Genomic DNA, 22,714 nt, shown 5'->3' with positions numbered 1-22,714 from the left:
CAACTGCCGGGGAGACCGGCCCACTGTCAGTGGTGACTGGCAGCATCAGGACATGAAACAGCGGCTTCAGGTATGTCTCAACGGACGCCGTGGGGGCGCCGACGGCGCGGGCGTGCCGTTGTCACCGGCGGCGCTTGCCGAGTCGGCGGCCGAGGCGGTCGCGGCGGGAGCCACGGAGATCCATGTCCACCCCAGAACACCCTGCGGGCGGGAGAGCCTGTCCCCGCGGGTGGTCGGCCCGACGCTGGAAGCGATCCGGGCGCGGGTGCAGGTTCCGGTCGGGGTGACCACGGGCGCCTGGGCGGAACCGGATCCGGCGCTACGACTGGAGCGTGTCCGGTCCTGGTCGGTACGGCCCGACTTCACCTCGGTCAACTGGCATGAGCCGGGCGCCGCGGAACTAGCCGGGGAGCTGCTGGCCATGGGGGTCGGCGTGGAGGCGGGCATCTGGTCCGGGACGGACGGAGCCGCGAGGTTCGCGGTCTCGGCCCTCGGGCCCTCGGTGCTCCGGGTGCTGGCGGAGGTGACGGACCCGGACCCGGTCACCGCCGAGGAGTCGGCGCGGGCACTACTCGCCGAGCTGGGCGCGGCCCACGGCCGGCCGGTCCTCCTGCACGGCGAGGAGGGCGGCACCTGGCCGGTGCTGCGGCTGGCGGGCCGGCTGGGGCTGGCGACCCGGATCGGCCTGGAGGACACGCTGCTGCTGCCCGACGGCGAACCGGCCCTGTCCAACGCCCGGTTGGTGACCGAGGGGCTGGCCCAGTACGACGGTTCCCTCCCCTGACCAGGAGGCGAGCAGGAGGCCGCGGCCCTACGAGCGCTCTCGCCGGCCGGCTCAGGGGTGTTCCGGCAGCAGACGTGAACCCGCCCGGCGCTGACCGAAGGCATCGTCGGGGTTGGACAGCACACAGGTGTCCAGGGACAGACAGCCGCAGCCGATGCAGTCGGTGAGGTGATCGCGCAGCCGGTTGAGCTGCTTGATGCGGTCGTCCAGTTCCGCACGCCACGCCTGCGAGAGCCGGGCCCAGTCCTGCCGGGTCGGGGTGCGTTCCTCGGGGAGTTCGGAGAGGGCCTCGCGGATGGTGGCCAGGGGGATGCCGACGCGCTGTGCCGCCCGGACGAAGGCCACACGACGCAGCGTGTCGCGGGTGTAGCGACGCTGGTTGCCGGAGGTCCGCCGACTGCTGATGAGCCCCTTGGCCTCGTAGAAGTGCAGTGCGGAGACGGCGGCGCCGCTGCGCGCGGACAACTGCCCGACGCTCAGCTCCTGGATCTCCTCGGGAATTTGCGGCACCCCTCAGAGCCTACCGGCCCGCGTGGGCCGCGCTCCGTTGACAGGGAGCCCGCACCCGACCATGCTAAGCAGTTGCTTAGGTATGGACGCGCGATCGCGAGAGGGCCGGGAACATGGCAGAACCGAGGATCTTCACCTCCCCCGACGAGCTGAAGGCGGCCGTGGGCGAGCAGCTGGGCCACACCGACTGGCTTGAGGTCGACCAGAAGCGGATCGATCTGTTCGCGGATGCGACGGGCGACCACCAGTGGATCCACGTCGACCCGGAGAAGGCGGCCACGGGCCCGTTCGGGACGACCATCGCGCACGGTTATCTGACCCTGTCGCTGCTCCCGCTCTTCGGGCCCCAGCTGATCAGGGTCGAGGGCGTGAAGATGGGCGTGAACTACGGCACCAACAAGGTCCGTTTCCCCGCCCCCGTGCCGGTCGGTTCCCGGCTGCGCGCCACCGCCACGATCACCGGCGTGGAGGACGTGACGGGCGGCGTCCAGGTGAGCGTCGCCTTCACCGTGGAGCGCGAGGGCGGCGACAAGCCGGTCTGCGTGGCGGAGTCGGTGTCCCGGTACTACCTGTAGGGCTACTCAGTCTCCAGGGCTACTTGGACCCAACCATCCGCAGCACCAGGTCGGCGTAGAGCGCGCCGACCTGCTCGGGGGTGCGGGGGCCGTTCACGTTGAACCAGCGGGCGACGTCGATGCAGAGGGAGAGCACCGCGAGGGTGGTGCCGTGGATGTCGATGACGTCGAACTCCCCGGACTCGACGCCCTCCTGGATGATCCCGCGCACCTCGGCGTCGACCTGGCGGCGCAGCGCGAGGATCTCGGCACGGGCGTCGGGGCCGAGGGCGTCCAGTTCGTACTGCACGACCCGGGCGGTGGTGCGCCGCCCGGCGTGCCAGCGGACGAAGGAGCTGACGCCGTCCGCGAGCCGCTCGGTGGCGGTGCCCTCGCGCCGGGCGGCCGTCCGGAGGATCTCCAGGGCCTTGTCGTGACCGATGCGGCTGATCCGGTGGAGCAGCTCTTCCTTGGTCTTGTAGTGGATGTAGAGCGCGGCGGGGCTCATACCGGCGCGGCCCGCGATGTCGCGGGTGGTGGTGGCGTGGTAGCCGCGCTCGGCGAAAGCCTCCACGGCGGCGACCAGCAGACGCCGGGCCGCGTCAGGGGTGACCTCTTCCCACGGCTCGACCTCGCCGCCGGTCGTCTCCTCCGCCGTACTCATCGCTCGCTCGCCCCTCTCGATACCGGAGCTCCACCATACCGCCCAAGCTGAGCGAGCGCTTAGTGTGCCCGCTCAGCGCTTGTCACGCGGCTCAGAGCTTCTCGAAGGGGTCGTGTTCGGCGAGCAGCTTCTCCAGCCGGGCCTGGTCGACCCGGCTGACGATCTGTCCGGCCTCCTGACGGTCGCGAATGACCTTCGCGAGGGTGAATGCGGAGGTGACGAGGTAGAGGACGGCGATGCCGAGGAAGCCGCGCACCCAGGCGTCGGCGTGCAGCTGGAAGATACCGATGACGGTGGCCGTCATGGCGAGGGCGAAGGAGGCGACGGCCTGACCGTAGAAGGCGGCCGTGTTCTGTTGTCTGACCGGTGTGTCACTCATACCTCGAGCATCGGCGGACGTGTCCCGCGCCACATCCGCCGAGATACTCAGGGACCTACTCAGAACGCCGAAACGCCCGTCAGCGCCCGCCCGATGAGCAGTTTCTGGATCTGGCTGGTGCCCTCGTAGAGGGTCATCACCCGGGCGTCGCGCAGCAGTTTGCCGACCGGGTACTCGTCGATGTAGCCGTAGCCGCCGAAGACCTGGAGGGCGTTGTTTGCGGCGCGTACGGCGGCCTCGGAGGCGAAGAGCTTGGCCTTGGAGGACTCGGTGGCGAACGGCAGGCCGCGGTCGATCAGATCGGCGACCCGCCAGGTCAGCAGCCGGGCCGCGTCCACGTCGACGGCGATGTCGCTGATGAGTTCCTGGACCAGCTGGTGCCCGGCGATCGGCGTCCCGAACTGCTCGCGCTCCCCCGCGTACCGCACTGCCGCGTCCAGCGCGGCCTGGGCTATGCCGACGCAGCCCGCGGCGACCGACATCCGCCCCTTGGCCAGCGCCGACATGGCGACCGAGAAGCCCTTGCCCTCGGGCCCGAGCAGCGCGGAGGCGGGGATGCGGACATCCTCCAGGACGAGCTCCGCGGTGGCCTGGCCGCGCAGGCCGAGCTTGCCGTGGACGGCGCGGCGGGTCAGGCCGGGGATGTCGGCCGGCACCAGGAAGGCGGAGACGCCCTTGTGGCCGGGCGCGTCGGTGGAGCGGGCGAAGAGGAGCACCACGTCGGCCCAGGTGCCGTTGGTGATGAACATCTTGGAGCCGTTGACCACGTAGTCGTCGCCGTCGCGAACGGCACGGGTGGTGAGGTTGCCCGCGTCGGAGCCGGTGCCGGGTTCGGTGAGGCCGAAGCAGCCGACGTACGCGCCGGAGGTCAGCCCCGGCAGCCAGCGCCGCTTCTGCTCCTCGCTCCCCCAGGCGGCGACGGACTTGGCGACAAGCCCGAGGGAGACCGACACGATTCCGCGCACGGAGGAGTCCCCACGGCCGAGTTCCTCGGTGACCAGGCAGTACGACAGGTGGTCGCCGCCCGCGCCGCCGTACTCCTCGTCGACTGTCAGACCGAGGAAGCCGACCTCGCCGAGCTTCTTCACGATCCCCCGGTCCACCTCCTCGGCGCGGTCCCAGGCGATCACGTGCGGGGTGATCTCGCGCTCGACGAAGTCCCGGGCGAGCTGCCGTACGGCGGTCTGCTCCTCGCTGAGTCCCAGGTCCACCATGCGATCACCCACATCTAAATTAGCACTGCTAGTTTCTTGGTGCAGCCCTACTATGTGCGCCATGGCCCGACCGCGCAAGCCCCTCCTCAGCACCGACCGGATCGTCCGGGTGGCCCGGGAACTCGTGGACGCGGAGGGCCTGGCGGCCGTCTCCACCCGCCGGCTCGCGGCCGAACTGGGGGTGAGCGGCCCCTCCCTCTACAACCACTTCCGCACCAAGGACGAGATCCTGGAGGCGGTCGCGGACTCGGTGAGCGCGCAGGTCGACCTGTCGATGTTCGAGGGCGGCGGCGGGCTGGACTGGCGGACCGCGCTGCACGACTGGGCGGTGTCGTACCGGGCCGCGCTCCGCGACCACCCGAACATCGTCCCGGTGCTGGCCGGCGGTCCCGGCCGCCGCCCCGCCGGACTGCGGCTCGCGGACGCGGTCTACGGCGCGATGGTGGACGCGGGGTGGCCACCGTCGCAGGCGACGTCGATCGGGGCGCTGATGCGGTACTTCATCATGGGGTCGGCGCTGGGATCGTTCGCCGGGGGGTTTGTGGACGACGCGAGCGCGTACGACCCGGCCGACTATCCGCATCTCGGGCAGGCGCATCTGCTGGCGGAACAGCAGGAGAAGATCGACGAGCGGGCGTTCGAGACGGGCTTGCGGGCGTTGCTGGACGGGTTGCAGGAGCAATTTACGCGGCTGGGGCAGGGGGCTTAGGGGTACCCCGCACCCGGACCTCGCCCACCAGCCCCCCGTCCGAAAACCGCGAGCCCGCGCACACCCCTTCTCTCTACCCTCGGGGACATGACCGATCGCACCGCCCCCGCACCCCGCCCGCTCCCCGCCCTCGCCGCCGTCGTCACCGTCGTGCTCTGGGCCTCCGCCTTCGTGGCCATCCGGAGCGCGGGCGACTCCTACTCCCCCGGAGCCCTCGCCCTCGGCCGGCTGTTCTCCGGCTCTCTCGCGCTCGGACTGCTCTGTCTCCTGCGGCGCGAAGGGCTGCCGCCCCGGTCCGCCTGGCGGGGTATCGGGATATCCGGAGTGCTGTGGTTCGGCTTCTACATGGTCGCCCTGAACTGGGGCGAGCAGCAGGTGGATGCCGGGACGGCCGCCCTCGTGGTGAACGTCGGCCCCTTGCTGATCGCCCTGCTGGGAACACGGCTGCTCGGCGACCCCATGCCGCCCCGGCTGCTCGCGGGGATGGCGGTGTCGTTCGCGGGTGCCGTCACCGTGGGGCTGTCGATGGCCGGCGGGGGCGGCTCCTCGGTGCTGGGTGTGGTGCTCTGCCTGCTCGCGGCGGTCGCCTACGCGGCCGGTGTCGTCTCCCAGAAGCCCGCCCTGGCCCGGGCGAGCGCGCTCCAGGCGACCACGTACGGGTGTCTCGTCGGCACCGTGGCCTGTCTGCCGTTCGCCGGGCAGCTGGTGCACCAGGTGGCGGGCGCGCCGCTGTCCGCGACCCTCGACATGGTGTACCTCGGTGTCTTCCCGACCGCGCTCGCCTTCACGACCTGGGCGTACGCGCTCGCCCGGACCACCGCGAGCCGGATGGGCGCGACGACGTACGCCGTGCCGGCGCTGGTCGTGCTGATGTCCTGGCTGGCCCTCGGCGAGGTGCCGGGGCCGGTCACCCTGGCGGGCGGGGTGCTGTGCCTGGCCGGTGTGGCGGTGTCCCGGTCTCGGGCACGGACACGGGCTCCCCGTACCGTCCCGGCGGCCGGGGAGCCGCACTCCGAACAGGTGCCGTAGCGGTCACCTGACGGTCAGAAGACGACCAGCGCGCGGCCGCCCCTGCCCGCCAGCATGTTCTCGAACGCGGCGGGGATGTCCTCCAGGGCGATCCGTTCCGTCACCAGCGCGCCCAGGTCCAGGCGACCCGCCCGGACGTGTCCGGCGAGCACCGGCAGGTCGCGGGCCGGGTCCGAGTTGCCGTAGACGCAGCCGGAGAGGGTGCGGCCCCAGTGGAAGAGCTCCAGGGCGTTGAAGGTGACCTGCTCCGTCCTGCCGCCGATGCCGACCACCGTCGTACGGCCGCCCCGCCGGGTGGACTCCCAGGCGGCGCGGATGCTGACCGCGCGGCCGACGCACTCCACGGCGACGTCGACGCCCTGTTTGCCGGTGAGGGCGCGGATCGCGCGGGGCGTGGTGTCGGAGGCGACCACGTAGTCGGTGGCCCCGGCGGCCCTGGCCAGCTTCTCCTTCTCCTCCGAGACGTCCACCGCGATGATCCGGGACGCGCCCGCGATCCGCGCCGCCTGCACCGTGGCCAGGCCCACGCCGCCGACGCCGAACACCGCGACGGTCTCGCCCTCGCGGACGCGCGCCGAGTTGTGGACGGCGCCGTAGCCCGTGAGCACCGCGCAGCCGAGGAGGGCCGCGTCGGTGAGCGGGATGCCGGCGGGGAGCGGCAGGACGCAGGACTCGGCGACCACCGTCTCCTCGGCGAACGCGGCGACGTTCAGGCCGGGGTGGAGGTCGGTGCCGTCCGCCGTACGGGCGTAGACCTCGGCGGCGCCGGCCAGGGCGTTGGCGCACAGCCAGACCTCGCCGAGCGCGCAGGCGTGGCAACGTCCGCAGGAGGGCGCCCAGTTGAGGATGACCGGGTCACCGGGTGACAGCCGGGTGACCCCCTCCCCCACGGCCACAACCGTGCCCGCGCCCTCGTGGCCGAGGACCGCCGGGACGGGCACCCGCATGGTGCCGTCGGACAGGGAGAGGTCGGAGTGGCAGACACCGGCGGCGGCGAGGCGGACCCGGACCTGGCCGGGGCCGGGGTCCGGGAGGTCGATCTCGGTGACCGCGAGCGGGGCGCCCACGGCGGGCAGTACGGCGGCTCGGACCTTGGTGGCCATCAGAGCGACCTCCTCAGAACTGAAGGGACTTGGTCTGGAGGTACTCGGCGAGGCCGTGCGTGCCGAGTTCGCGGCCGACGCCCGACTGCTTGTAACCGCCGAACGGCGCAAGGGGGTTGAAGCGGCCGCCGTTGATGTCCACCTGCCCGGTCTCCATGCGCCGGGCGAAGGCCACCGCTTCTGCGTCGTCCCCGGCCCAGACGGCTCCGGCGAGCCCGTAGACCGTGCCGTTGGCGATCCGGAGCGCGTCCTCCTCGTCCACGTAGCGCAGGATCGACAGCACCGGGCCGAAGATCTCCTCCTGCGCGATGGTCATCTCGGGGGTGACGTCGGCGAACACGGTCGAGCTGACGAAATAGCCCTGCTCGCGAGGGGACTCGGGACCGCCGGCGACCAGCCGGGCGCCCTCCGCGATGCCCTTCTCGATGTAACCGCGTACCCGCGCCTGCTGCCTGGCGCTGACGACCGGCCCGATCCGCTCGCCGTACTTGGCGGCGGCGGCAGCCGCCAGCTCCACCGCCTGCGCGTACTGGTCGGTGTGCACCAGCATCCGCGTCCAGGCGCTGCACGTCTGGCCGGAGTTGGACATCACGTTGGCCACCCCGACGTTGACGGCCTTGGCGAGGTCGGCGCTCGGCAGGATGACGTTGGCGGACTTACCGCCCAGTTCGAGGGCCACCTTCTTCACGGCCGCGCCGGCCACCGCACCGATCTGCTTGCCGACGGCCGTGGAGCCGGTGAAGGAGACCAGGTCGACACCGGGGTGCTCGGCGAGAGCCTGCCCGGCGACCGGGCCCAGGCCGGTGACCAGGTTGAACACACCGGCCGGGAAGGCCGCCTCGGCCACCGCCTCCGCGAACAGCTGGGCGGTCAGCGGAGTGTCCTCTGCGGGTTTGAGTACGACCGTGCAGCCGGCGGCGAGCGCAGGGGCGACCTTGGCGACGATCTGGTGCAGCGGATAGTTCCAGGGCGTGATCGCGCCCACCACACCGACCGGCTCCTGGTGGACGGTCGAGTTGCCGACCTTCTCCTCGAAGGGATGGGTCGCGGCCAGCTCGGCGTAGGAGCCCGCGACCGCGATCGGCAGCCCCGCGTGGACGGCCTGCGAGAACTGCGGCGGCGAACCCAGCTCCGCGGTGACCGTCTCGGCGATCTCGTCCTTGCGGGCCGCCAGGACGTCGCGCAGCGCGCCGAGCCGGGCGGCACGCTCGGCGGGCGGGGTGGCGGCCCAGACGGGGAGAGCGGCACGGGCGGCGCGTACGGCGGTGTCGACGTCCAGCGCACCGCCCGCCGGGACCCGGCCGATGACCTGCTCGTCGACCGGGTTCACGACCTCGATCACGTCCTGGCTCTCGGCGGCGCGCCAGGCGCCGTCGATGTACAGGCCGTCGTGTGCCTTCATGCTGCTTCCTCCCGGCGGGGCTGTCTCCGATCTCACAAACTAGCGGCGATAGTTTTCCGGCGCCAGAGACAGGTGCGTGGCGGGACCGTCAGAAGTCGACCTGGGCCCGTTCGTCCACCCGTCCCACGCTGTCCTGCGCGTACGCCTTCTCATAGGCCCGCCGGATCTCCTCGATCTTCCGGTCGCTGCCCTTCGCCACCGACTCCGGATACAGCAGGATCAGCTCGTACGACCGCTCCTTCTCGATCGTGCCGCGCGTGTCCCGCCACTGCCCGCGCCCGCTCTGCACGGTGAGCCCGTCGGGGAAGTCGGGGGTGATCTCCTTGTCGACGAAGGCCGTGAACTGCCGGTCGGTGACGGCGGGGCCACCGTCCGGCCGGCCCGTGCCGAAGAACAGCCGTGTCTCGACGTAGGGTTTGCCACGCGTCGGCGCGGCCGCCGGCCGGTCGTCGGCCAACGCCGTGTACGCGGCAGGGGTACCGGCGAGCAGAACTCCGGCCAGGGCCAGGGCCGACCGGTTACGGAGCGAATGAGTACGCATGCCCCCTTCCTAGGGGGTTCGGCCCTGACAAGTCCCCGATTCCGGCCGGGGTTCACCCATCCCGGTCGGGCAGCCGCGCCGGGGACGGGCAGATTCGCCGCCGCGCTCATCGAAGAAGAACCACTGTCCCTGGAGCACAGGCTGCTGCGGGTGCAGCAGGGGGCGGAGGTGGCACTTGTACACCGGTTCCCGGCAGTTCGAGGCGGGGAGGGACCGGTCGTGGTACCGGGCGCGCAGGAGATTGACAACGCGGGGTGCCGATGAAGGCGGCGACGAAGGTGTTGCGGGGCAGGGCGTAGACCGCGCGCGGGCTGCCGACCTGCTGGACCGCTCCCCCGGACGGTGACATTCGGCGCTCGGGGCGGGGCCCCAGCGACTGTCGGCGACTTGGCGGTGCGGCGGTGCGGCGGTGCGCTCAACCGCCCGCACCGCCGGGTCACTCCGTCGCGGTCAGGTGGGCGAAGACCACCACGTTGCTGGTGTAGCCCGTCCTCCGACTGAAGAGGCCACCGCAGGTGATCACGCGGATTTCCGGACGCCGGGTCGGACCGTACACCTCCTTGTCGGGAAAGCCGGCCTTGTCGTAGACCTTCACCCGGTCCACGGTGTAGACGGCGGTACGGCCGTCCGCACGCCTGGCCTCGATCCGTTTGCCGGGCTTCACCTGGGCGAGCGCCGCGAAGACGGCGGGCCCCGTCCTTGTGTCGCGGTGGCCGACGGCGACCGCGAGGCCGGACTCGCCCGGCGTGGCGCCGCCCTGGTACCAGCCGATCAGCTTCGGCTTGTCGACCGGCGGGGTCTCCAACTGCCGGCCCCGGTCGAGCCGGACGCCGATGACCGGCGCGTCGACGCCCAGGGAGGGGATGCGCAACGACGTCGGCCGGGACCGGGGCAGCGGGCGGGGCGGCGGCATGGGCCGGGCCGCGGGACGGGCCCCGTCGGACTCGTCCCGCCCCGCGCCCGGCCCGTCGTGCCCCCCGCACCGGACCACTGTCACCAGGACGATCGCCAGCAGGGCCGTCCTGGCGAGGCGGTAGGCGCGGGTCCGGTACCAGGGCCTGCGTCTGCGCCTACGCGGCGCCATGGGGCCGACGGCGGATCAGCCGGACGTACACCACACCGCTGGCCGCGACCAGGCCCACGGCCGCGGCGGCGGTCACGGGCGAGAACGCGGCCGCCGTGTCGACGAGGCCGCCGCCACCCGCGTGCACCCCGCCCTGCGGGCCGTTGTGGTCGCCGCCCTGTCCCCAGCCCGCCTCGCCACGCTGGTTGTCCTCGATCTGCCCGTTCGGGCCGCTTTGACCGTTCGGGCCATTCTGACCGTTCGGATCGCCCGGTCCGTTGGGGCCGCCCTGGCCGTTCGGGCCGTTCTGGCCGTGCTCCCCGTCCTGCTTTCCGTCCTGCTTTCCGTCATGGCAGTTGACCCGGAAGACCTTCTCCTTCACCGCGCCGCCCACGCCGCCCACGACCCACGTGATCTTGTACTGGCCGTCCGCCAGACCCAGTGGGTCGGTATGGCCGGCGCCGCCCGCGAGCTGGATGGTGCCGGCGACGGTGGCGGCAGTGGGCAGCGGGGGCTGCGGCGTGATGGTGTAGGCGATGGCGGTGAGGACGTCGAAGTTGACGGCGTCGAGATAGAACTTGCAGACCGCCGGGTCGTCCTTCGAGACGCCGAAGGGCACGCCCACACGGTGGATCCTGATGTCGCCGTTCTCCCCTTGGGCCACCGCGTTCGGCGCAGCCACCCACGATGCGCCCGCCACGGCGAGGGCGCTGAGGACGACGGTTGCACCCGCACGGGAAGCGGCGGAGCGTGGAAGTGTGAGGGTGGGCATGCAGGCTCCTCCAAGTTAGACGATTTTCATACAAATCGGCCTTTCGCCTGGACTGTCACTCATGCACTCCACGGACCGTGGCATCAACGCCCGACGCGCCGTCAGATATCGCTCGTGCGGCGCAACGCCGAACCCTTGCGCCCCGTCCGCGGCACCGGACCGGCATCCTCGGACGGCCCCACCGCCCCCGGCGCGCGCACCGCCACTCCCGCCGACAGCAGCAGCAAAGCCCCCAGCATCACGAACGGCGCGGCCACCCCCGCCACGCCCGCGACCAGGCCCGCGGCGGCCGGGGCGGCGACCTGGCCGAGCCGGTTGCCGGTCAGACGCAGGGCCAGCGCGGTGGACCGGGCGCCGTCGGGCGCGGCCTGGACGACCGTCGTCATCGACAGCGGCTGCCCGACTCCCAGGCAGAACCCGAGCGCGGCGAGCATCAGCCCGAGCACCCACACCGGCACCGGCAGTGCGATCCCCGCGCACAGCACGGCCGCCAGAAAACACGTCACCGTCAACAGCACCGGCCGCCCGAGCAGCCGTAGCAGCGGCGTGAGGACCAGCCGGCACGCGATCGTCGCCCCGGCCCGCACGCTCAGCAGCACGCCGATCACCGCCGGCGCGACACCCCGGTGCTCGCCGACCACCGGGAGGTACGCGGTGAGGATGTCCGTCGCGGACAGGACCGAGAGGCTGATCAGCATGCCGGCCGGGACACCCCGGGCGCGCAGGATGCCGCCCACCTGGACGCGGCCGCCCTTCTCGGGACGGGACGTGACCGCCGTACGGTCCTCGATGCGCCACAGCGAGGTGAACGCGATCGCCGCCCCCGCGCCCGCCACCACGAGGGCGAGCGCGCTGCTGCCCGCCATGTCGGGGCCGCCGATCAGCACACCCGCGGCGATCGGCCCGACCAGCTGGCCCAGCGACGCACCGATGGTGAAGTGACCGAAGTTGCGGTCCTGTTCGTGCGGGGCCGACTGACGGGCCACCAGTGACTGGGCGCCGATCACGAAACAGAGGTGGCCGAGGCCCATCACCCCGCTCCACAGGGCCATCGCCCAGAGGGAGTTCGCCAGCCCGCTGAGCGCACAGCCACCGGCTATCAGCACCACTCCGACCGGCAGCAGGGGCGCACAGCGGCCGTGGTCGGTACGGCGGCCGAGCGGTACGGCGGCGAAGAGGGGGAGCAGCGCGTAGACACCGGCGATGACACCGACGGCCCGTTCGTCGGCGCCGAGCGCGAGCGCCCGGTAGGAGACGGCGGGCCGGGCCATCGACACCGCCCCCTGCGCGAAGCCGAAGGCGATGACGAGGCGGAGCAGCCAGCCGCGGTTCCTGCCGGGCGCCATGGTGAAGTCCTCCGTGGAACAGGTCAGATGATCCCGAACAGGATTCCTGCCCCGAGCACCACGAGTGATGTGAGCGCGGCCCACTTGACGACGAAGCGTGTGTGGTCGCCGAACTCGACCTTGGCCATGCCGACCAGGACGTAGACCGCGGGCACCAGCGGGCTGGACATGTGCAGCGGCTGGCCGATGATCGAGGCTCGGGCGATCTCCACGGAGGAGACTCCGTGGGCCTGGGCCGCCTCGGCGAGGACCGGGAGGATGCCGAAGTAGAAGCCGTCGTTCGACATGAAGTACGTGAGCGGAATGCTGAGCACACCGGTGACGAGGGCCATGTGCGGGCCCATGACACGCGAGCAATAAGCGCAAAACTCCAGGTCACAGGGTTGTCGCTGGAACACGGGCGGTTTCGTCGTCAGTCCAGGACGCGCGCCAGATAGGCCCGCAGCAGTTCCCGGGTCTCCGTGATGATCGCCTCGTCACCCTCCGGGTCCATCCGGAAGGACAGGTGGACCAGGGTGTCGGCGGTCTCCACGGCCACCAGGAACGTGCGGCGCAGGGCCTCGTCGGGGGCGCGGCCGATGTAGGCGGAGAGCAGGTCGGTGAGGCGGTCGGCGACCCTGCGGTTGGGTTCGGCATGGCGGGCTCCGACCGGGATCTGGTTGCCGAAGTCGACGAGCGAGAAGCCGGGGGCGGTGCGCTTCATGGCCAGGTACTCATCGAGGACCGCGTCCATCGCCGCCCGCCAGTCGCCCTTCGGTGCGTCCTTCAGGCGCTCGGTGACCCGCTCGGCGTAGCGCTCCAGGTTGCGCTGGGCGAGGGCGTCGGCCATCTGCCGCTTGTTGCCGAAGAACCGGTAGACCGAGCCGATGGGCACCCCGGCCCGCACCGCGACGGCCCGGGTGCTCAGCTCCTCGTAGCCCACCTCGTCGAGGAGGTCGGCGCAGGCGTCGAGAATCCTGGTCAGCCGTTCCGCACTGCGGCGCTGGACGGGAGCTTTGCGAAGCGAGGGCGCTTGGGGCACGGGCTTCATGATGCCTTTCCGCAGGGATCAGGTGAACCTCGCCCCCCAGTACGGAGACAGATGGCCCATGCACTCATCCGAGGGACGTGCCGTGGGTGCCGGCCACGACCCCGTGCGTGGCCGTCGGTGCCGCCTTCGCCGTCTCCGCGCCCGACGCCGTGACGTCCGCCGTGCTCTCGACCGGCTTGCCGTGCACCGCCCACACGGTGGCGTCGTCCGCGTAGAGCCGGGCGGTGACGTGGTGGGTGCCGTGCGGGACGAGCCGGGCGGGGAGGTGGTACGCGGGGGTGCGCAGCCGGGTCACCAGGTCGCCGTCCACGAAGAGGTAGGCGAGGCCGCTCCCTGCGACCGCCCGGGCCGTGGTGCCGGCCCGGGAGAAGCGGAAGCGGTGCACGTCGAGCCGTACGTCCCAGCCGCCGGCGCTGTCGGGCGTGACCACCGTGTCCACCTCGGGCGCCTGCTTCTTGTCGATCTCCCGGTAGTGGCGTCCGCTCTCGTCCGTGTCGTGGAGGATCTTGCCCACCGGTGAGGGCGACCCCGTCTCCCGCTGCTCGTGCGCCTCCCCGGTCCCGCAACCCGCCGCCGCGACCAGCAGCAGCACGCAGACCGCGAGCGCGCCCGGCAGTCCACGCGTCCACGACATGCCCGGGAGCGTAGAACAGCGCGTCGGCGACCGGATCCCCCTGAAGTCGGGTTCTCGCCGTACGACCCTGGGATGATCCCGGCCCTCTTGCACCCGCCCCCACTCAATCCTACGGTGATACATAGGAATCGGGACTCAGAGGGCCAAGGAGCGATCATGAGGGATGGGGGCACCTCCCGCGCGGGCGTGTTCGAGCGTGAGGGAGCGCGGAAGACCGCCGAGGGACTGTCGTATCTCTCGGGGTTCGGCAACGAGCACTCCTCGGAGGCGGTGCCGGGCGCCCTGCCCGAGGGCCGCAACTCCCCGCAGCGCGCCCCCCTCGGCCTCTACGCGGAGCAGCTCAGCGGTACGGCCTTCACCGAGCCCCGGGCCCACAACCGCCGCTCCTGGCTGTACCGGATCCGCCCCTCGGCCGCCCACCCGGCGTTCACCCGGGCCGCCGGCGACGGGTCGCTGCGCACCGGCCCCTTCACGGACGTCGCCCCGGACCCGAACCGGCTGCGCTGGAACCCGCTGCCGGAGCCGGCGCCCGGTACGGACTTCCTCGCCGGTCTGTGGACGCTCGGCGGCAACGGCGACGCGACCCAGCGCACCGGCATGGCCGTGCATCTCTACCACGCCAACTCCTCGATGGAGCGGGTCTTCTCCGACGCGGACGGCGAGCTGCTGATCGTCCCCGAGCACGGCGGACTGCTGCTGCGCACGGAGTTCGGCCTGCTGCATGTGGAGCCGGGACATGTGGCGCTGATCCCCCGTGGAGTCCGCTTCCGTGTGGACCTGCTGGATGCCACGGCCCGGGGCTATGTGTGCGAGAACTACGGCTCGCCCTTCCGCCTCCCCGACCTGGGCCCGATCGGCGCCAACGGCCTCGCCAACGCCCGGGACTTCCAGGCCCCCGTCGCCGCCTACGAGGACGTGGAGGGCCCGGTGGAGGTGGTCAACAAGTTCTGCGGCAACCTGTGGACGGCCACATATGACCACTCCCCACTGGATGTGGTCGCCTGGCACGGCACACATGTGCCGTACCTCTACGACCTGCGCCGTTTCAATGTGATCGGCACCATCTCGTACGACCACCCCGACCCGTCGATCTTCACGGTGCTGACGTCCCCGTCGGACACTCCCGGCCTGGCGGGCGTCGACTTCGTGGTCTTCGCCCCGCGCTGGCTGGTGGGCGAGAACACCTTCCGGCCGCCCTACTTCCACCGGAACGTGATGAGCGAGTACATGGGCCTGATCGAGGGCGCCTACGACGCGAAGGCGGAGGGCTTCGTTCCCGGCGGGGGCTCCCTGCACAACATGATGTCGGCGCACGGCCCGGACCGGGAGACGTTCGACCGGGCGAGCGCGGCCGAGCTGCGTCCGCAGAAGGTCGACGACGGCCTCGCCTTCATGTTCGAGACCCGCTGGCCGGTGACGCTCACCCCGCAGGCGGCGACCGCCGAGCATCTGCAGCAGCGCTACGACGACGTGTGGCAGGGCCTGGAACGCCACTTCCGGCCCTTGCACTGAAGATCCCCTACCGGTACGGATGGCCCGTGACCTCCTTCGCCCCTGACTCGATCGTCCTGAACCGCAAGCTGCCGCTCTGGTATCAGGTGTCGCAGTCACTGCGCGCCTCGATACTCGGCCGCTCGCCCCGGGACCCGCTCCGGCTGCCCACCGAGGAACAGCTTGCGGAGCACTACGGCGTGAGCGTGCTGACCATGCGGCAGGCGCTGAAGGAGCTGGAGGACGAGGGCCTGATCAGCCGGCACCGGCGCCGGGGCACCTTCATCGAACCGGACGCCCGGCGGGGCACCCCGGTACGGCTGCTCGGCTCGGTGGACGCGATCGTGGCCCAGCAGTCCGGTATGACGGCCGAGCTGCTTGACCACGGCACGGCACCCGTGACGGGCGAACTCACCGAGTACTTCCCGGATCTCGACGAGGTGGCGACGTACCACCGCCTGCGCAGTGACGAACAGACGGGCGAGCCGACCAACCACGCCCGCAACCACGTCCGCCCCGAACTGGCCGAGCGCATCGACCCGGAGGACCTGGCCCGCCGGCCCATGACCAAGGTGCTCCGCGATGTGGTCGGCGCGGACATCAGCCGCATCACGGACACGGTCGAGGCCCGCCTGGCCGACCCGGAGACGGCCCGGTTGCTCCAGGTGCCCCTCCTCAGCCCGATCCTGCACTACACGGGTGTCACCTACGACACCGCCGGCCGGGTCCTGGACCTGGCGGTCATCCACTACCGGGGCGACCGTTTCTCCTTCACGGTCACCCTCGACGCCACCTGAACCCGTCGTACGATGCCGGGCGTGACGCACGACGACGTTCCGCTCCTTGCGGACCTCATGCCGTGGTCCGTCGCACCACTACGGCTCGGCCGGGGGTGGCCGACGGCCCCCGATCCGGCGACCCTCAGGGCCCGGTGGGACGCCCTCCTCAAGGCCGAGGGCCCCCACCGCGAGACCCTGTTCGAACCGACGCGTGCCCGGACGGTCCACTCGGCGGTGGCCCAGCTCCCGGGCCGGGCGACCGGCACGGAGCGGCTGGAGCAGGCCTCGTCCCTCTGTCCGGACCCGGTCCGCGTGCTCTCGGCCCCCTTCGACGAACAGTGGCTGATCCCGGACCACCGCCTGATCGACACGGCCCGCCCGGAGTTGTGGCGGACGGCGGACGACCACCAGATCTTCGCGGTGGAGTCGGCGGAGGGCATGCCCTTGCTGGCGACCTCCCTCCTCCCCACTCTGCGCGCCGGCCGCATCCGCCCCCTCTACCGCCGCCCCGGCGGCACGGAACCGAATCTGGCACCGGGCCTGCTGAGGTACCTGGCCGACCGCCTGGACCGCGCTCTCACCCCGCTGGACGTCCTGGCCTGGGCGGTGGCGACGATCCGTCCGGACCACACGGTCCCGCTCACCGAGGACCCCGACCTCTGGTCGCAGGGCGTGGAGCTGGGCCGCCGAGCCCTCTGGCTGCTCCGCCGCGACGGCGAACGCCCCAAGCTCCCGGGCGGCCGCCGCCCCTACGTCCGGGCCCCTCTACCCTCCCGCCCGCTCACGATCCGCTACGACCCGCAGGAGGAGACCCTCCGCATCGACGAGGGCCGCATCTCCCCGGTGCCACCGGAGGCGTGGGAGTTCGCGATGGGGGAGGTGAAGATCCTGGAGGCGTGGTTCGCGGCACGGACGACGACGGCGGAACCGGGAACCCTGGCGGCGATCACTCCGCAGACCTGGCCCCAGTCATGGACGTCGGACCTGCTCGAACTGATCACGGTCCTGGCCCTGCTGTCCGAAGTGCGCGACCGACAGGCCGAGTTGGAGATCAAGGCACCGATCACGTCAACGGACCTGACGGCAGCGGGCGTACTCCCACCGCCGGAAGCGTCCCGCAAACCGGCATCGATCCTGGAGCACACGGAAGAAGGACCGGCCGGCCAGCTCACGCTGCTGTGACCGGCCACGACCCCGCGGCCTACGGCGCGAACCCGTCCAAAACCCTCTCCAGAGCCCGCCTGAGGACCCCCTCCAGATCAATGGGCCCCGAATCCTCCGCAAACGCCGCGGCCATCCGCGGATACGCCCCCGAGGCGATCTGCCCCCCGAGATAGGCGATCCGCACCGCGTTCTCCTGTTCCTCCGACCACGGCAGACTCCGAGCCCGCTCGGCCGTGTCGATCTCGTTGCGCACATAAGTGGTCACCACCCCGTTCAGCATGGCGACCAGCTCAAGCTTCGTCCCGTACGGCGCGTCCAGCGGATCCAGGCAGGCCAGGCAGTGCTCCAGATACCGCAGCGCATGCGGGCTGAACCCGTAGACCGGCGACATGAGACGGGGGACCCAGGGATGCCGGTGCATCAGCTCCCGCGTCTGCTCGGCGACCCGCAGCATGTCGGCCCGCCAGTCCCCCGTCGGCTCCCACAGCTCGTGCTCCGCGCTGACCGCGTCAACCATCAGCTCGTACAAGTCCTCTTTGCGGGGGACGTAGTTGTAAAGGGACATCGTCCCGCACCCCACCGCGGCCGCCACATGCCGCATCGACACGGCGTCCAGCCCCTCCGCATCGGCGACCCGCACCGCGGCCGCCGCGATGTCGGCGCGTGTGAACGCGGGCCTCGGCCCCCGCCCCGCCCGTTCGGGGCGGGCCCAGATCACCTCGGGTTCGGCCCCTCGGACTGACATCGATCATCACCTCGCCCCCCATGCTAGTTACGTACGGCGTACGTAGTGCGCTATGGTCGAGCCATGGCTACTACGTACGCTGTACTTAGTGAAGGTCTGGAGAAGCGCTTCGGCGCTGTGCACGCCCTGCGCGGCCTCGATCTGGCCGTCCGGCAGGGCTCGGTCTGCGGACTGCTCGGGCCGAACGGGGCGGGGAAGACGACGGCCGTACGGCTGTTGACCACGCTCCTTCGGCCCGACGCGGGCTCCGCCCACATCGCGGGGCACGACCTCGTACGGGAGGCGGCGGCCGTGCGCCGCAGCATCGGTGTCACGGGCCAGTACGCCTCGGTCGACGGCGATCTCACCGGCCGCGAGAACCTGCGTCTCTTCGCCCGGCTGCACCGGGTCCGGGGGCCCAACGACCGGGCGGCCGAACTCCTCGACCGCTTCGGCCTCACCGAGGCCGCCGACCGCAAGGCCACCACCTACTCGGGCGGTATGCGCCGACGTCTCGACCTCGCGGCGAGCCTGGTCCGCCGGCCGGAGGTGCTGTTCCTCGACGAGCCCACCACCGGCCTCGACCCGGTCAGCAGGAACGGCATCTGGGACGCGGTGCGGGAGCTGGCGGCGGCCGGTACGACCGTGCTGCTGACCACGCAGTACCTGGAGGAGGCCGACCAACTCGCCGACGACATCGTGCTGATCGACGAGGGCCGGGTGGCGCAGACCGGCACGCCCGCCGAACTCAAGGCGCTCATCGGCTGGTACGCGGAGGCGGTGGTCGCCGATCCGGACGCGCTGGCGAAGGCCGCCGCCGTTCTCGACCACCTCACCGGAACCGAGCCCCGGTTCGACCACGACCGGCACACCGTCGGCGCTCTCACCACCGACCCGACGCTCACCCTCCCCCGTCTGGTACGCGAACTCGACGCGGCGGGAGTGCCGTTGCTCGACGCGACCCTCAGACCGCCGACCCTGGACGACGTCTTCCTCCGACTGACGGGAAACCCCGTATGAGCACGCTCGCGTACGACGGTGTGGCGATGGTGGGCCGGCAGCTGCGCCGGGTCCGCAACAGCCCCGGCCTCGCGGTCCTCACCCAGATGATGCCGGTCAACATGCTGCTGTTCTTCGGCTATGTCTTCGGCAGTGCGCTGGCGATGCCGGGCCCGGAGTACCGCTCCTTCCTCGTCCCGGGGCTGCTGGTGGCGACCGCGGCCGGTGGGGTCATGACCGGGATGTTCCAGGCCGCCCAGGACACCCACCGGGGTGTGATGGACCGCTTCCGGACCATGCCGGTGAGCCGGGCCGCCGTACCGCTGGGGCAGGCCGTGGCCGATCTCGTCGTCACCACGGCGGGTACCGTGCCGCTGCTCGCGGTGGGCCTTGCCGTGGGCTGGCGGGTCGAGGGGTCGGCGGTCGCGGCCGTCGGCGCGGTGGGCCTGCTGCTCCTGTTCCGGTTCGCCTGCACGACCGTCGGCATCTTCCTCGGCCTGCTCACCCGCAGCGAGGAGGCGGCCGGTCAGCTCGGCGCGGCGTCCTTCGTCCTGCCACTGCTCTCCAACGCCTACATTCCCACCGGCAACCTCCCGGGATGGCTGCGCACCCTGGCCGAGTGGAACCCGATCAGCGCGGTGACGACGGCCCTGCGCGACCTCTTCGGCAACGCGCCCGTCCCGGAGGGCGCCGCCTGGCCGGTGGCCCACCCGGTCGCGGGCTCGCTCGCCTGGAGCGTGCTCCTGATCGCCGTCTTCCTTCCGTCGGCCGTACGCCGGTACGGCCGCGGCTGACCCGACCCGCGGCACTCGGCAGCAGCGGTGCTGCTGACAGAAGGGCCGGTCGCGGGACATGATCCAGCCCATGGACCGTCTCCCGCTGCCCCTGGAGGGCATCACCGTCGTCGCCGTCGAACAGGCCGTGGCCGCGCCCTTCGCCACCCGGCAGCTCGCCGATCTGGGTGCCAGGGTCGTCAAGGTCGAGCGGATCGACGGCGGCGACTTCGCTCGCGGTTACGACACCACCGCCCACGGGCTCGCCTCGCACTTCGTGTGGTGCAACCGGGGCAAGGAGTCCATCGCGCTGGATCTGAAGGACCCGCGCGGACTGGATGTCGTGAGAAGGCTCGTCGCGGACGCGGACGTCTTCGTGCAGAACCTCGCGCACGGGGCCGCCGCCCGGCTCGGTCTCGACGCGGCCACGCTGTGCGCCGCGCATCCCCGGCTGGTCGCCGTGGACATCTCCGGATACGGCGCGTCGGGGCCGTACGCCGGCAAACGCGCGTACGACATGCTGGTGCAGTGCGAGGCGGGCCTCGTGTCGGTCACCGGGACGCCGGAGCAGCCCGTGAAGGCCGGGATTCCGGCAGCGGACATCGCGGCGGGCATGTACACGTTCTCGGGCGTTCTCGCGGCGCTGGTGCGGCGCGGGACGACCGGGCGGGGCGGTCCTGTGGAGGTGTCGATGCTGGACGCGCTGGCCGAGTGGCTGGGGCATCCGCTGCATCACACCCTGCACGGCGGGACCCCGCCCGAGCGCACCGGTCTGGCGCACGCGGTGATCGCGCCGTACGACGCCTATGCGACCGCGGACGGCGGCCGAGTGCTGCTGTCGGTGCAGAACGACCGGGAGTGGCGGCGGCTTGCCGAACAGGTGATCGAACGGCCGGAGTTGGGTGCGGATCCGGCGTTCGCGACGAACGCGGCGCGGGTGGCGAACCGGGCGCGGACCGACGAGCTGGTCGCGACGGCCCTCGGGGCGGTCGGCGCCGACGCGGCCTTGGGGCGCCTCGAAGCCGCGGGCATCGCGTGCGCGCGGCTGCGGGATCTGCACGAGGTGGCGGAGCATCCGCAGCTGGCGGCCCGGGAGCGGTGGCGGGAGGTGGGGTCGCCGGTCGGGCCGCTGCGTGCGCTGCTGCCGCCCATCACGCTGCCGGGCGGGGACGAGGCGCGGATGGGGGACGTACCCGCGCTCGGACAGCACACCGAGGCGCTGCTGCGTGCCGTGGGGATGACGGACGCCGAGATAGCAGCGTTGCGCCGGGACGGTGTGGCTGCCTGAGCGCGAGCCTGGTGGTCAGTGCTTGTTGCCGCCGAACAGCGAACGGCGCAGCCGACGCAGCGGGGCGAAGAGGGAGACGCGGCTGACCCGCGCACCCCGGTCGCTGCGCTGCGCGGGTTCACGCGCGGTCAGCTCACGCATCAGCGACGTCGCCTCGACCGCCTGCTGCTGCGGTATGGCGGGACCCGCCAGTACCGACAGATGGCGGTCGAGGCGCGAACTGGTCGCGCTGCTCCCGCAGGTGATCGCAGGAACCCTCGCCCTGCTGCGTGTTATCTGCTCCATGTCACTCCCCACCCGTACGAGTCCACCCGGCCCGGGCAGGGTAACCCTATCGCCCCGATGAGGCACTCGTGTATCGCGGTCACAGGATTCACCTTTCCCGCAAGGCTGTTGACGACCCCTATGCGACTACTCTCCGAATCCAGCCGATTTCAGGGCGAGTTGGACAACTGGCTGGCTGGTGGGTTGCGCCGAGCCGCCCGCGGGCTCGACGGTTACGGCGAGTGATGTAGCGGACTTGTCGAGACCCGTGGCGACCAAGGGCGCGTCGGCCTTGAAAAGCCCGAGGGAGCGCGGTTGCACACGGGGGCGCATGAGCCAGAGCTGGTGCACGCGCCCCTTCGGCAGGGTCCCGTATCCGCTGAGCGTGACGACGGCCTGCCCCGCCGATGCGGAGACCACCGCTCCGATACTTCGGCCCTGGGCGTCCTTACTGCTGGTCGCACGGGCATCGGTCGCGGCCAGAACGTGGGCGATCTCACGCGACTGGGCCCGCTCGGCATCCAGTTGGTCCTGGGTCCGGCCGGCCTGCACCGCGAAGAGGGAGGCGACGACCAGCGCGGCGGCCGCGGTGGCGGTGGCGAACGGCACGAACAGCGGGCGCGGCCGTCTGCGCGGCGGCGGGGGCTGCGCACCCCAGACATGCGGCGGCAGGCTGGGGACGTGCTCACGGCCGGGGGCCGGTTCCTGCGGGGTGGCGCGTACGGCGGACAGGACGCGGTCGCGCATCGCGAGGGGCGGTGGGGCCGCCGCGGACCAGGCCAGCCGTACCGCGTCCTCGGTCAGCGCCCGGACCTCGGCGGCGCACCGGTCGCAGTCCCCGAGGTGCTTCTCGAACCGGCGCCGCTCGCCGGGCTCCAGGGCGTCCAGGGCGTAGGGCGCGGCCAGGGAGTGCAGGTCCTCGCGGTACAGCAGCCGGCCGACCAGGCTCATGCGGCACCTCCCAGGCAGTCGCGCAGCCGGGTCAGTCCGTCGCGCATCCGTGTCTTGACCGTGCCCAGCGGCAGCCTGAGCCGCTCGGCGACCTCACGGTACGTGTAGCCGTCGTAGTAGGCGAGGGTGACCGACTGGCGCTGGAGGGCGGTGAGGCGGTCCAGGCAGCGGCGTACCCATTCGCGCTCCAGGCCGGCCTCCACCTCCTCGGCGACCTGGTCGAAGGCCGGTTCGCCCGCGCGCAGCGCCTCGCGCTGTTCGCGTTCGCCGGCCGCGCGGGCGCTGCGCACCCGGTCGACGGCGCGGCGGTGGGCGAGGGTGAGGATCCAGGAGAGGGCACTGCCCCGGCCGGGGTCGAACTTGGGTGCGGAACGCCAGAGTTCCAGGAGCACCTCCTGAGCCACCTCCTCGGACTGGGCGGGGTCACGGACCACGCGTCGTACGAGTCCGAACACCGGACCGGACACCAGTCCGTAGAGGTCCTCGAACGCCTTCTGGTCGCCGGCCGCGACGAGCACCAGCAGTTCGTCCGCCTCCACCCCGTTCC

26 protein-coding genes and 1 pseudogene are annotated in these 22,714 nt (G+C 71.8%); 10 read left to right on the top strand and 17 right to left on the bottom strand.

The features are described 5' to 3' along the window. Positions 1–52: 52 nt before the first annotated feature. A complete protein-coding gene (locus ACZ7OO_RS15585) occupies positions 53–784 on the top strand; it encodes a 3-keto-5-aminohexanoate cleavage protein (protein ID WP_471505091.1) in 732 nt (243 codons plus the stop codon). 51 nt (positions 785–835) lie between these two features. Here ACZ7OO_RS15585 and soxR read toward each other — a convergent pair whose 3' ends face one another. After that, on the bottom strand, positions 836–1,294 hold the full coding sequence (gene soxR, locus ACZ7OO_RS15580) for a redox-sensitive transcriptional activator SoxR (protein WP_471505090.1): 459 nt from the start codon (positions 1,292–1,294) through the stop codon (positions 836–838). A gap of 113 nt (positions 1,295–1,407) precedes the next feature. Between soxR and ACZ7OO_RS15575 the strand changes: the two genes are divergently transcribed. Next, complete coding sequence (locus tag ACZ7OO_RS15575; protein ID WP_471505088.1) at positions 1,408–1,869, top strand: MaoC family dehydratase; 462 nt, start codon at positions 1,408–1,410, stop codon at positions 1,867–1,869. 19 nt (positions 1,870–1,888) lie between these two features. Here the strand turns inward: ACZ7OO_RS15575 and ACZ7OO_RS15570 are convergent, their stop codons facing one another. From ACZ7OO_RS15570 to ACZ7OO_RS15560, 3 genes are all read right to left on the bottom strand, one after another. Continuing rightward, positions 1,889–2,512 carry a TetR/AcrR family transcriptional regulator gene (locus ACZ7OO_RS15570; RefSeq protein WP_471505087.1) on the bottom strand — a complete coding sequence of 208 codons (624 nt, stop codon included), beginning with the start codon at positions 2,510–2,512 and terminating at the stop codon, positions 1,889–1,891. Between the two features lie 91 nt (positions 2,513–2,603). Continuing rightward, complete coding sequence (locus ACZ7OO_RS15565; protein ID WP_471505085.1) at positions 2,604–2,891, bottom strand: YiaA/YiaB family inner membrane protein; 288 nt, start codon at positions 2,889–2,891, stop codon at positions 2,604–2,606. Between the two features lie 59 nt (positions 2,892–2,950). Then, entirely contained in the window at positions 2,951–4,102 is a 1,152-nt protein-coding gene (locus tag ACZ7OO_RS15560) for an acyl-CoA dehydrogenase family protein (protein WP_471505555.1), read from the bottom strand. A 64-nt stretch (positions 4,103–4,166) separates the two neighbouring features. On the opposite strand from ACZ7OO_RS15560, the gene ACZ7OO_RS15555 reads away from it, so the two are divergent. Together ACZ7OO_RS15555 and ACZ7OO_RS15550 are read left to right on the top strand one after the other, a co-directional pair. After that, positions 4,167–4,814, top strand: coding sequence for a TetR/AcrR family transcriptional regulator (locus ACZ7OO_RS15555; protein WP_471505084.1), 648 nt, complete (start codon positions 4,167–4,169; stop codon positions 4,812–4,814). A gap of 87 nt (positions 4,815–4,901) precedes the next feature. Continuing rightward, positions 4,902–5,843, top strand: a complete 942-nt coding sequence (locus tag ACZ7OO_RS15550) for a DMT family transporter (RefSeq protein WP_471505083.1) — start codon at positions 4,902–4,904, stop codon at positions 5,841–5,843. Between the two features lie 14 nt (positions 5,844–5,857). Here ACZ7OO_RS15550 and ACZ7OO_RS15545 read toward each other — a convergent pair whose 3' ends face one another. The 9 genes and pseudogenes from ACZ7OO_RS15545 to ACZ7OO_RS15505 all read right to left on the bottom strand — a co-directional run bounded on the left by ACZ7OO_RS15545 (position 5,858) and on the right by ACZ7OO_RS15505 (position 13,734). After that, positions 5,858–6,946, bottom strand: a complete 1,089-nt coding sequence (locus ACZ7OO_RS15545; RefSeq protein WP_471505081.1) for a Zn-dependent alcohol dehydrogenase — start codon at positions 6,944–6,946, stop codon at positions 5,858–5,860. A gap of 13 nt (positions 6,947–6,959) precedes the next feature. After that, complete coding sequence (locus ACZ7OO_RS15540; RefSeq protein ID WP_471505080.1) at positions 6,960–8,348, bottom strand: aldehyde dehydrogenase family protein; 1,389 nt, start codon at positions 8,346–8,348, stop codon at positions 6,960–6,962. A gap of 88 nt (positions 8,349–8,436) precedes the next feature. Next, entirely contained in the window at positions 8,437–8,889 is a 453-nt protein-coding gene (locus tag ACZ7OO_RS15535) for a DUF3574 domain-containing protein (protein ID WP_471505078.1), read from the bottom strand. Between the two features lie 436 nt (positions 8,890–9,325). Next, a complete protein-coding gene (locus ACZ7OO_RS15530) occupies positions 9,326–9,973 on the bottom strand; it encodes a class F sortase (protein ID WP_471505077.1) in 648 nt (215 codons plus the stop codon). Continuing rightward, entirely contained in the window at positions 9,960–10,724 is a 765-nt protein-coding gene (locus tag ACZ7OO_RS15525; protein WP_471505075.1) for a hypothetical protein, read from the bottom strand. Before ACZ7OO_RS15525 ends, ACZ7OO_RS15530 begins: the two co-directional genes overlap by 14 nt. A gap of 101 nt (positions 10,725–10,825) precedes the next feature. Beyond that, complete coding sequence (locus tag ACZ7OO_RS15520; protein ID WP_471505074.1) at positions 10,826–12,070, bottom strand: MFS transporter; 1,245 nt, start codon at positions 12,068–12,070, stop codon at positions 10,826–10,828. Positions 12,071–12,093: 23 nt separating this feature from the next. Beyond that, positions 12,094–12,414: pseudogene (locus ACZ7OO_RS15515) on the bottom strand (citrate:proton symporter); the annotation flags it as partial. Between the two features lie 68 nt (positions 12,415–12,482). Continuing rightward, positions 12,483–13,100, bottom strand: coding sequence for a TetR/AcrR family transcriptional regulator (locus ACZ7OO_RS15510; RefSeq protein WP_471505073.1), 618 nt, complete (start codon positions 13,098–13,100; stop codon positions 12,483–12,485). Between the two features lie 64 nt (positions 13,101–13,164). Further along, positions 13,165–13,734, bottom strand: coding sequence for a hypothetical protein (locus tag ACZ7OO_RS15505; protein ID WP_471505071.1), 570 nt, complete (start codon positions 13,732–13,734; stop codon positions 13,165–13,167). A gap of 156 nt (positions 13,735–13,890) precedes the next feature. On the opposite strand from ACZ7OO_RS15505, the gene hmgA reads away from it, so the two are divergent. From hmgA to ACZ7OO_RS15490, 3 genes are read left to right on the top strand one after another with little or no spacing between them, the layout of a single operon-like run. Next, positions 13,891–15,246 (top strand): homogentisate 1,2-dioxygenase, encoded by a 1,356-nt coding sequence (hmgA, locus tag ACZ7OO_RS15500; RefSeq protein WP_471505070.1) that lies wholly within the window; start codon positions 13,891–13,893, stop codon positions 15,244–15,246. 26 nt (positions 15,247–15,272) lie between these two features. After that, positions 15,273–16,022, top strand: coding sequence for a GntR family transcriptional regulator (locus ACZ7OO_RS15495; protein WP_352220101.1), 750 nt, complete (start codon positions 15,273–15,275; stop codon positions 16,020–16,022). Between the two features lie 12 nt (positions 16,023–16,034). Further along, a complete protein-coding gene (locus ACZ7OO_RS15490; RefSeq protein ID WP_471505068.1) occupies positions 16,035–17,186 on the top strand; it encodes a type ISP restriction/modification enzyme in 1,152 nt (383 codons plus the stop codon). Between the two features lie 19 nt (positions 17,187–17,205). Here ACZ7OO_RS15490 and ACZ7OO_RS15485 read toward each other — a convergent pair whose 3' ends face one another. Beyond that, a complete protein-coding gene (locus ACZ7OO_RS15485; protein ID WP_471505066.1) occupies positions 17,206–17,913 on the bottom strand; it encodes a TetR/AcrR family transcriptional regulator in 708 nt (235 codons plus the stop codon). Between the two features lie 63 nt (positions 17,914–17,976). Here ACZ7OO_RS15485 and ACZ7OO_RS15480 point away from each other — a divergent pair, with 63 nt between their 5' ends. The 3 genes from ACZ7OO_RS15480 (at position 17,977) to ACZ7OO_RS15470 (ending at position 20,952) form a co-directional block, all read left to right on the top strand. After that, positions 17,977–18,912 (top strand): ATP-binding cassette domain-containing protein, encoded by a 936-nt coding sequence (locus ACZ7OO_RS15480; protein WP_471505064.1) that lies wholly within the window; start codon positions 17,977–17,979, stop codon positions 18,910–18,912. Beyond that, positions 18,909–19,685: an ABC transporter permease gene (locus ACZ7OO_RS15475; RefSeq protein ID WP_471505062.1), complete on the top strand. Its 777-nt coding sequence runs from the start codon at positions 18,909–18,911 to the stop codon at positions 19,683–19,685. The genes ACZ7OO_RS15480 and ACZ7OO_RS15475 overlap by 4 nt, the downstream gene beginning before the upstream one ends. 70 nt (positions 19,686–19,755) lie before the next feature. After that, positions 19,756–20,952, top strand: a complete 1,197-nt coding sequence (locus ACZ7OO_RS15470; RefSeq protein ID WP_471505061.1) for a CaiB/BaiF CoA transferase family protein — start codon at positions 19,756–19,758, stop codon at positions 20,950–20,952. A 15-nt stretch (positions 20,953–20,967) separates the two neighbouring features. Here ACZ7OO_RS15470 and ACZ7OO_RS15465 read toward each other — a convergent pair whose 3' ends face one another. From ACZ7OO_RS15465 to ACZ7OO_RS15455, 3 genes are all read right to left on the bottom strand, one after another. Further along, the gene (locus ACZ7OO_RS15465; RefSeq protein ID WP_352220104.1) at positions 20,968–21,237 is read right to left on the bottom strand and encodes a hypothetical protein; all 270 of its coding nucleotides are present in this window, start codon (positions 21,235–21,237) and stop codon (positions 20,968–20,970) included. 126 nt (positions 21,238–21,363) lie between these two features. Next, the gene (locus ACZ7OO_RS15460; protein WP_471505059.1) at positions 21,364–22,167 is read right to left on the bottom strand and encodes an anti-sigma factor; all 804 of its coding nucleotides are present in this window, start codon (positions 22,165–22,167) and stop codon (positions 21,364–21,366) included. Continuing rightward, positions 22,164–22,706 (bottom strand): sigma-70 family RNA polymerase sigma factor, encoded by a 543-nt coding sequence (locus tag ACZ7OO_RS15455; RefSeq protein ID WP_471505058.1) that lies wholly within the window; start codon positions 22,704–22,706, stop codon positions 22,164–22,166. The genes ACZ7OO_RS15460 and ACZ7OO_RS15455 overlap by 4 nt, the downstream gene beginning before the upstream one ends. Positions 22,707–22,714: the final 8 nt, after the last annotated feature.

Source organism: Streptomyces sp. NPDC111744 (assembly GCF_055634995.1).
The sequence above is the reverse complement of the archived record's forward strand: the minus strand, read 5'-3'. Positions and strand labels throughout refer to the sequence as shown.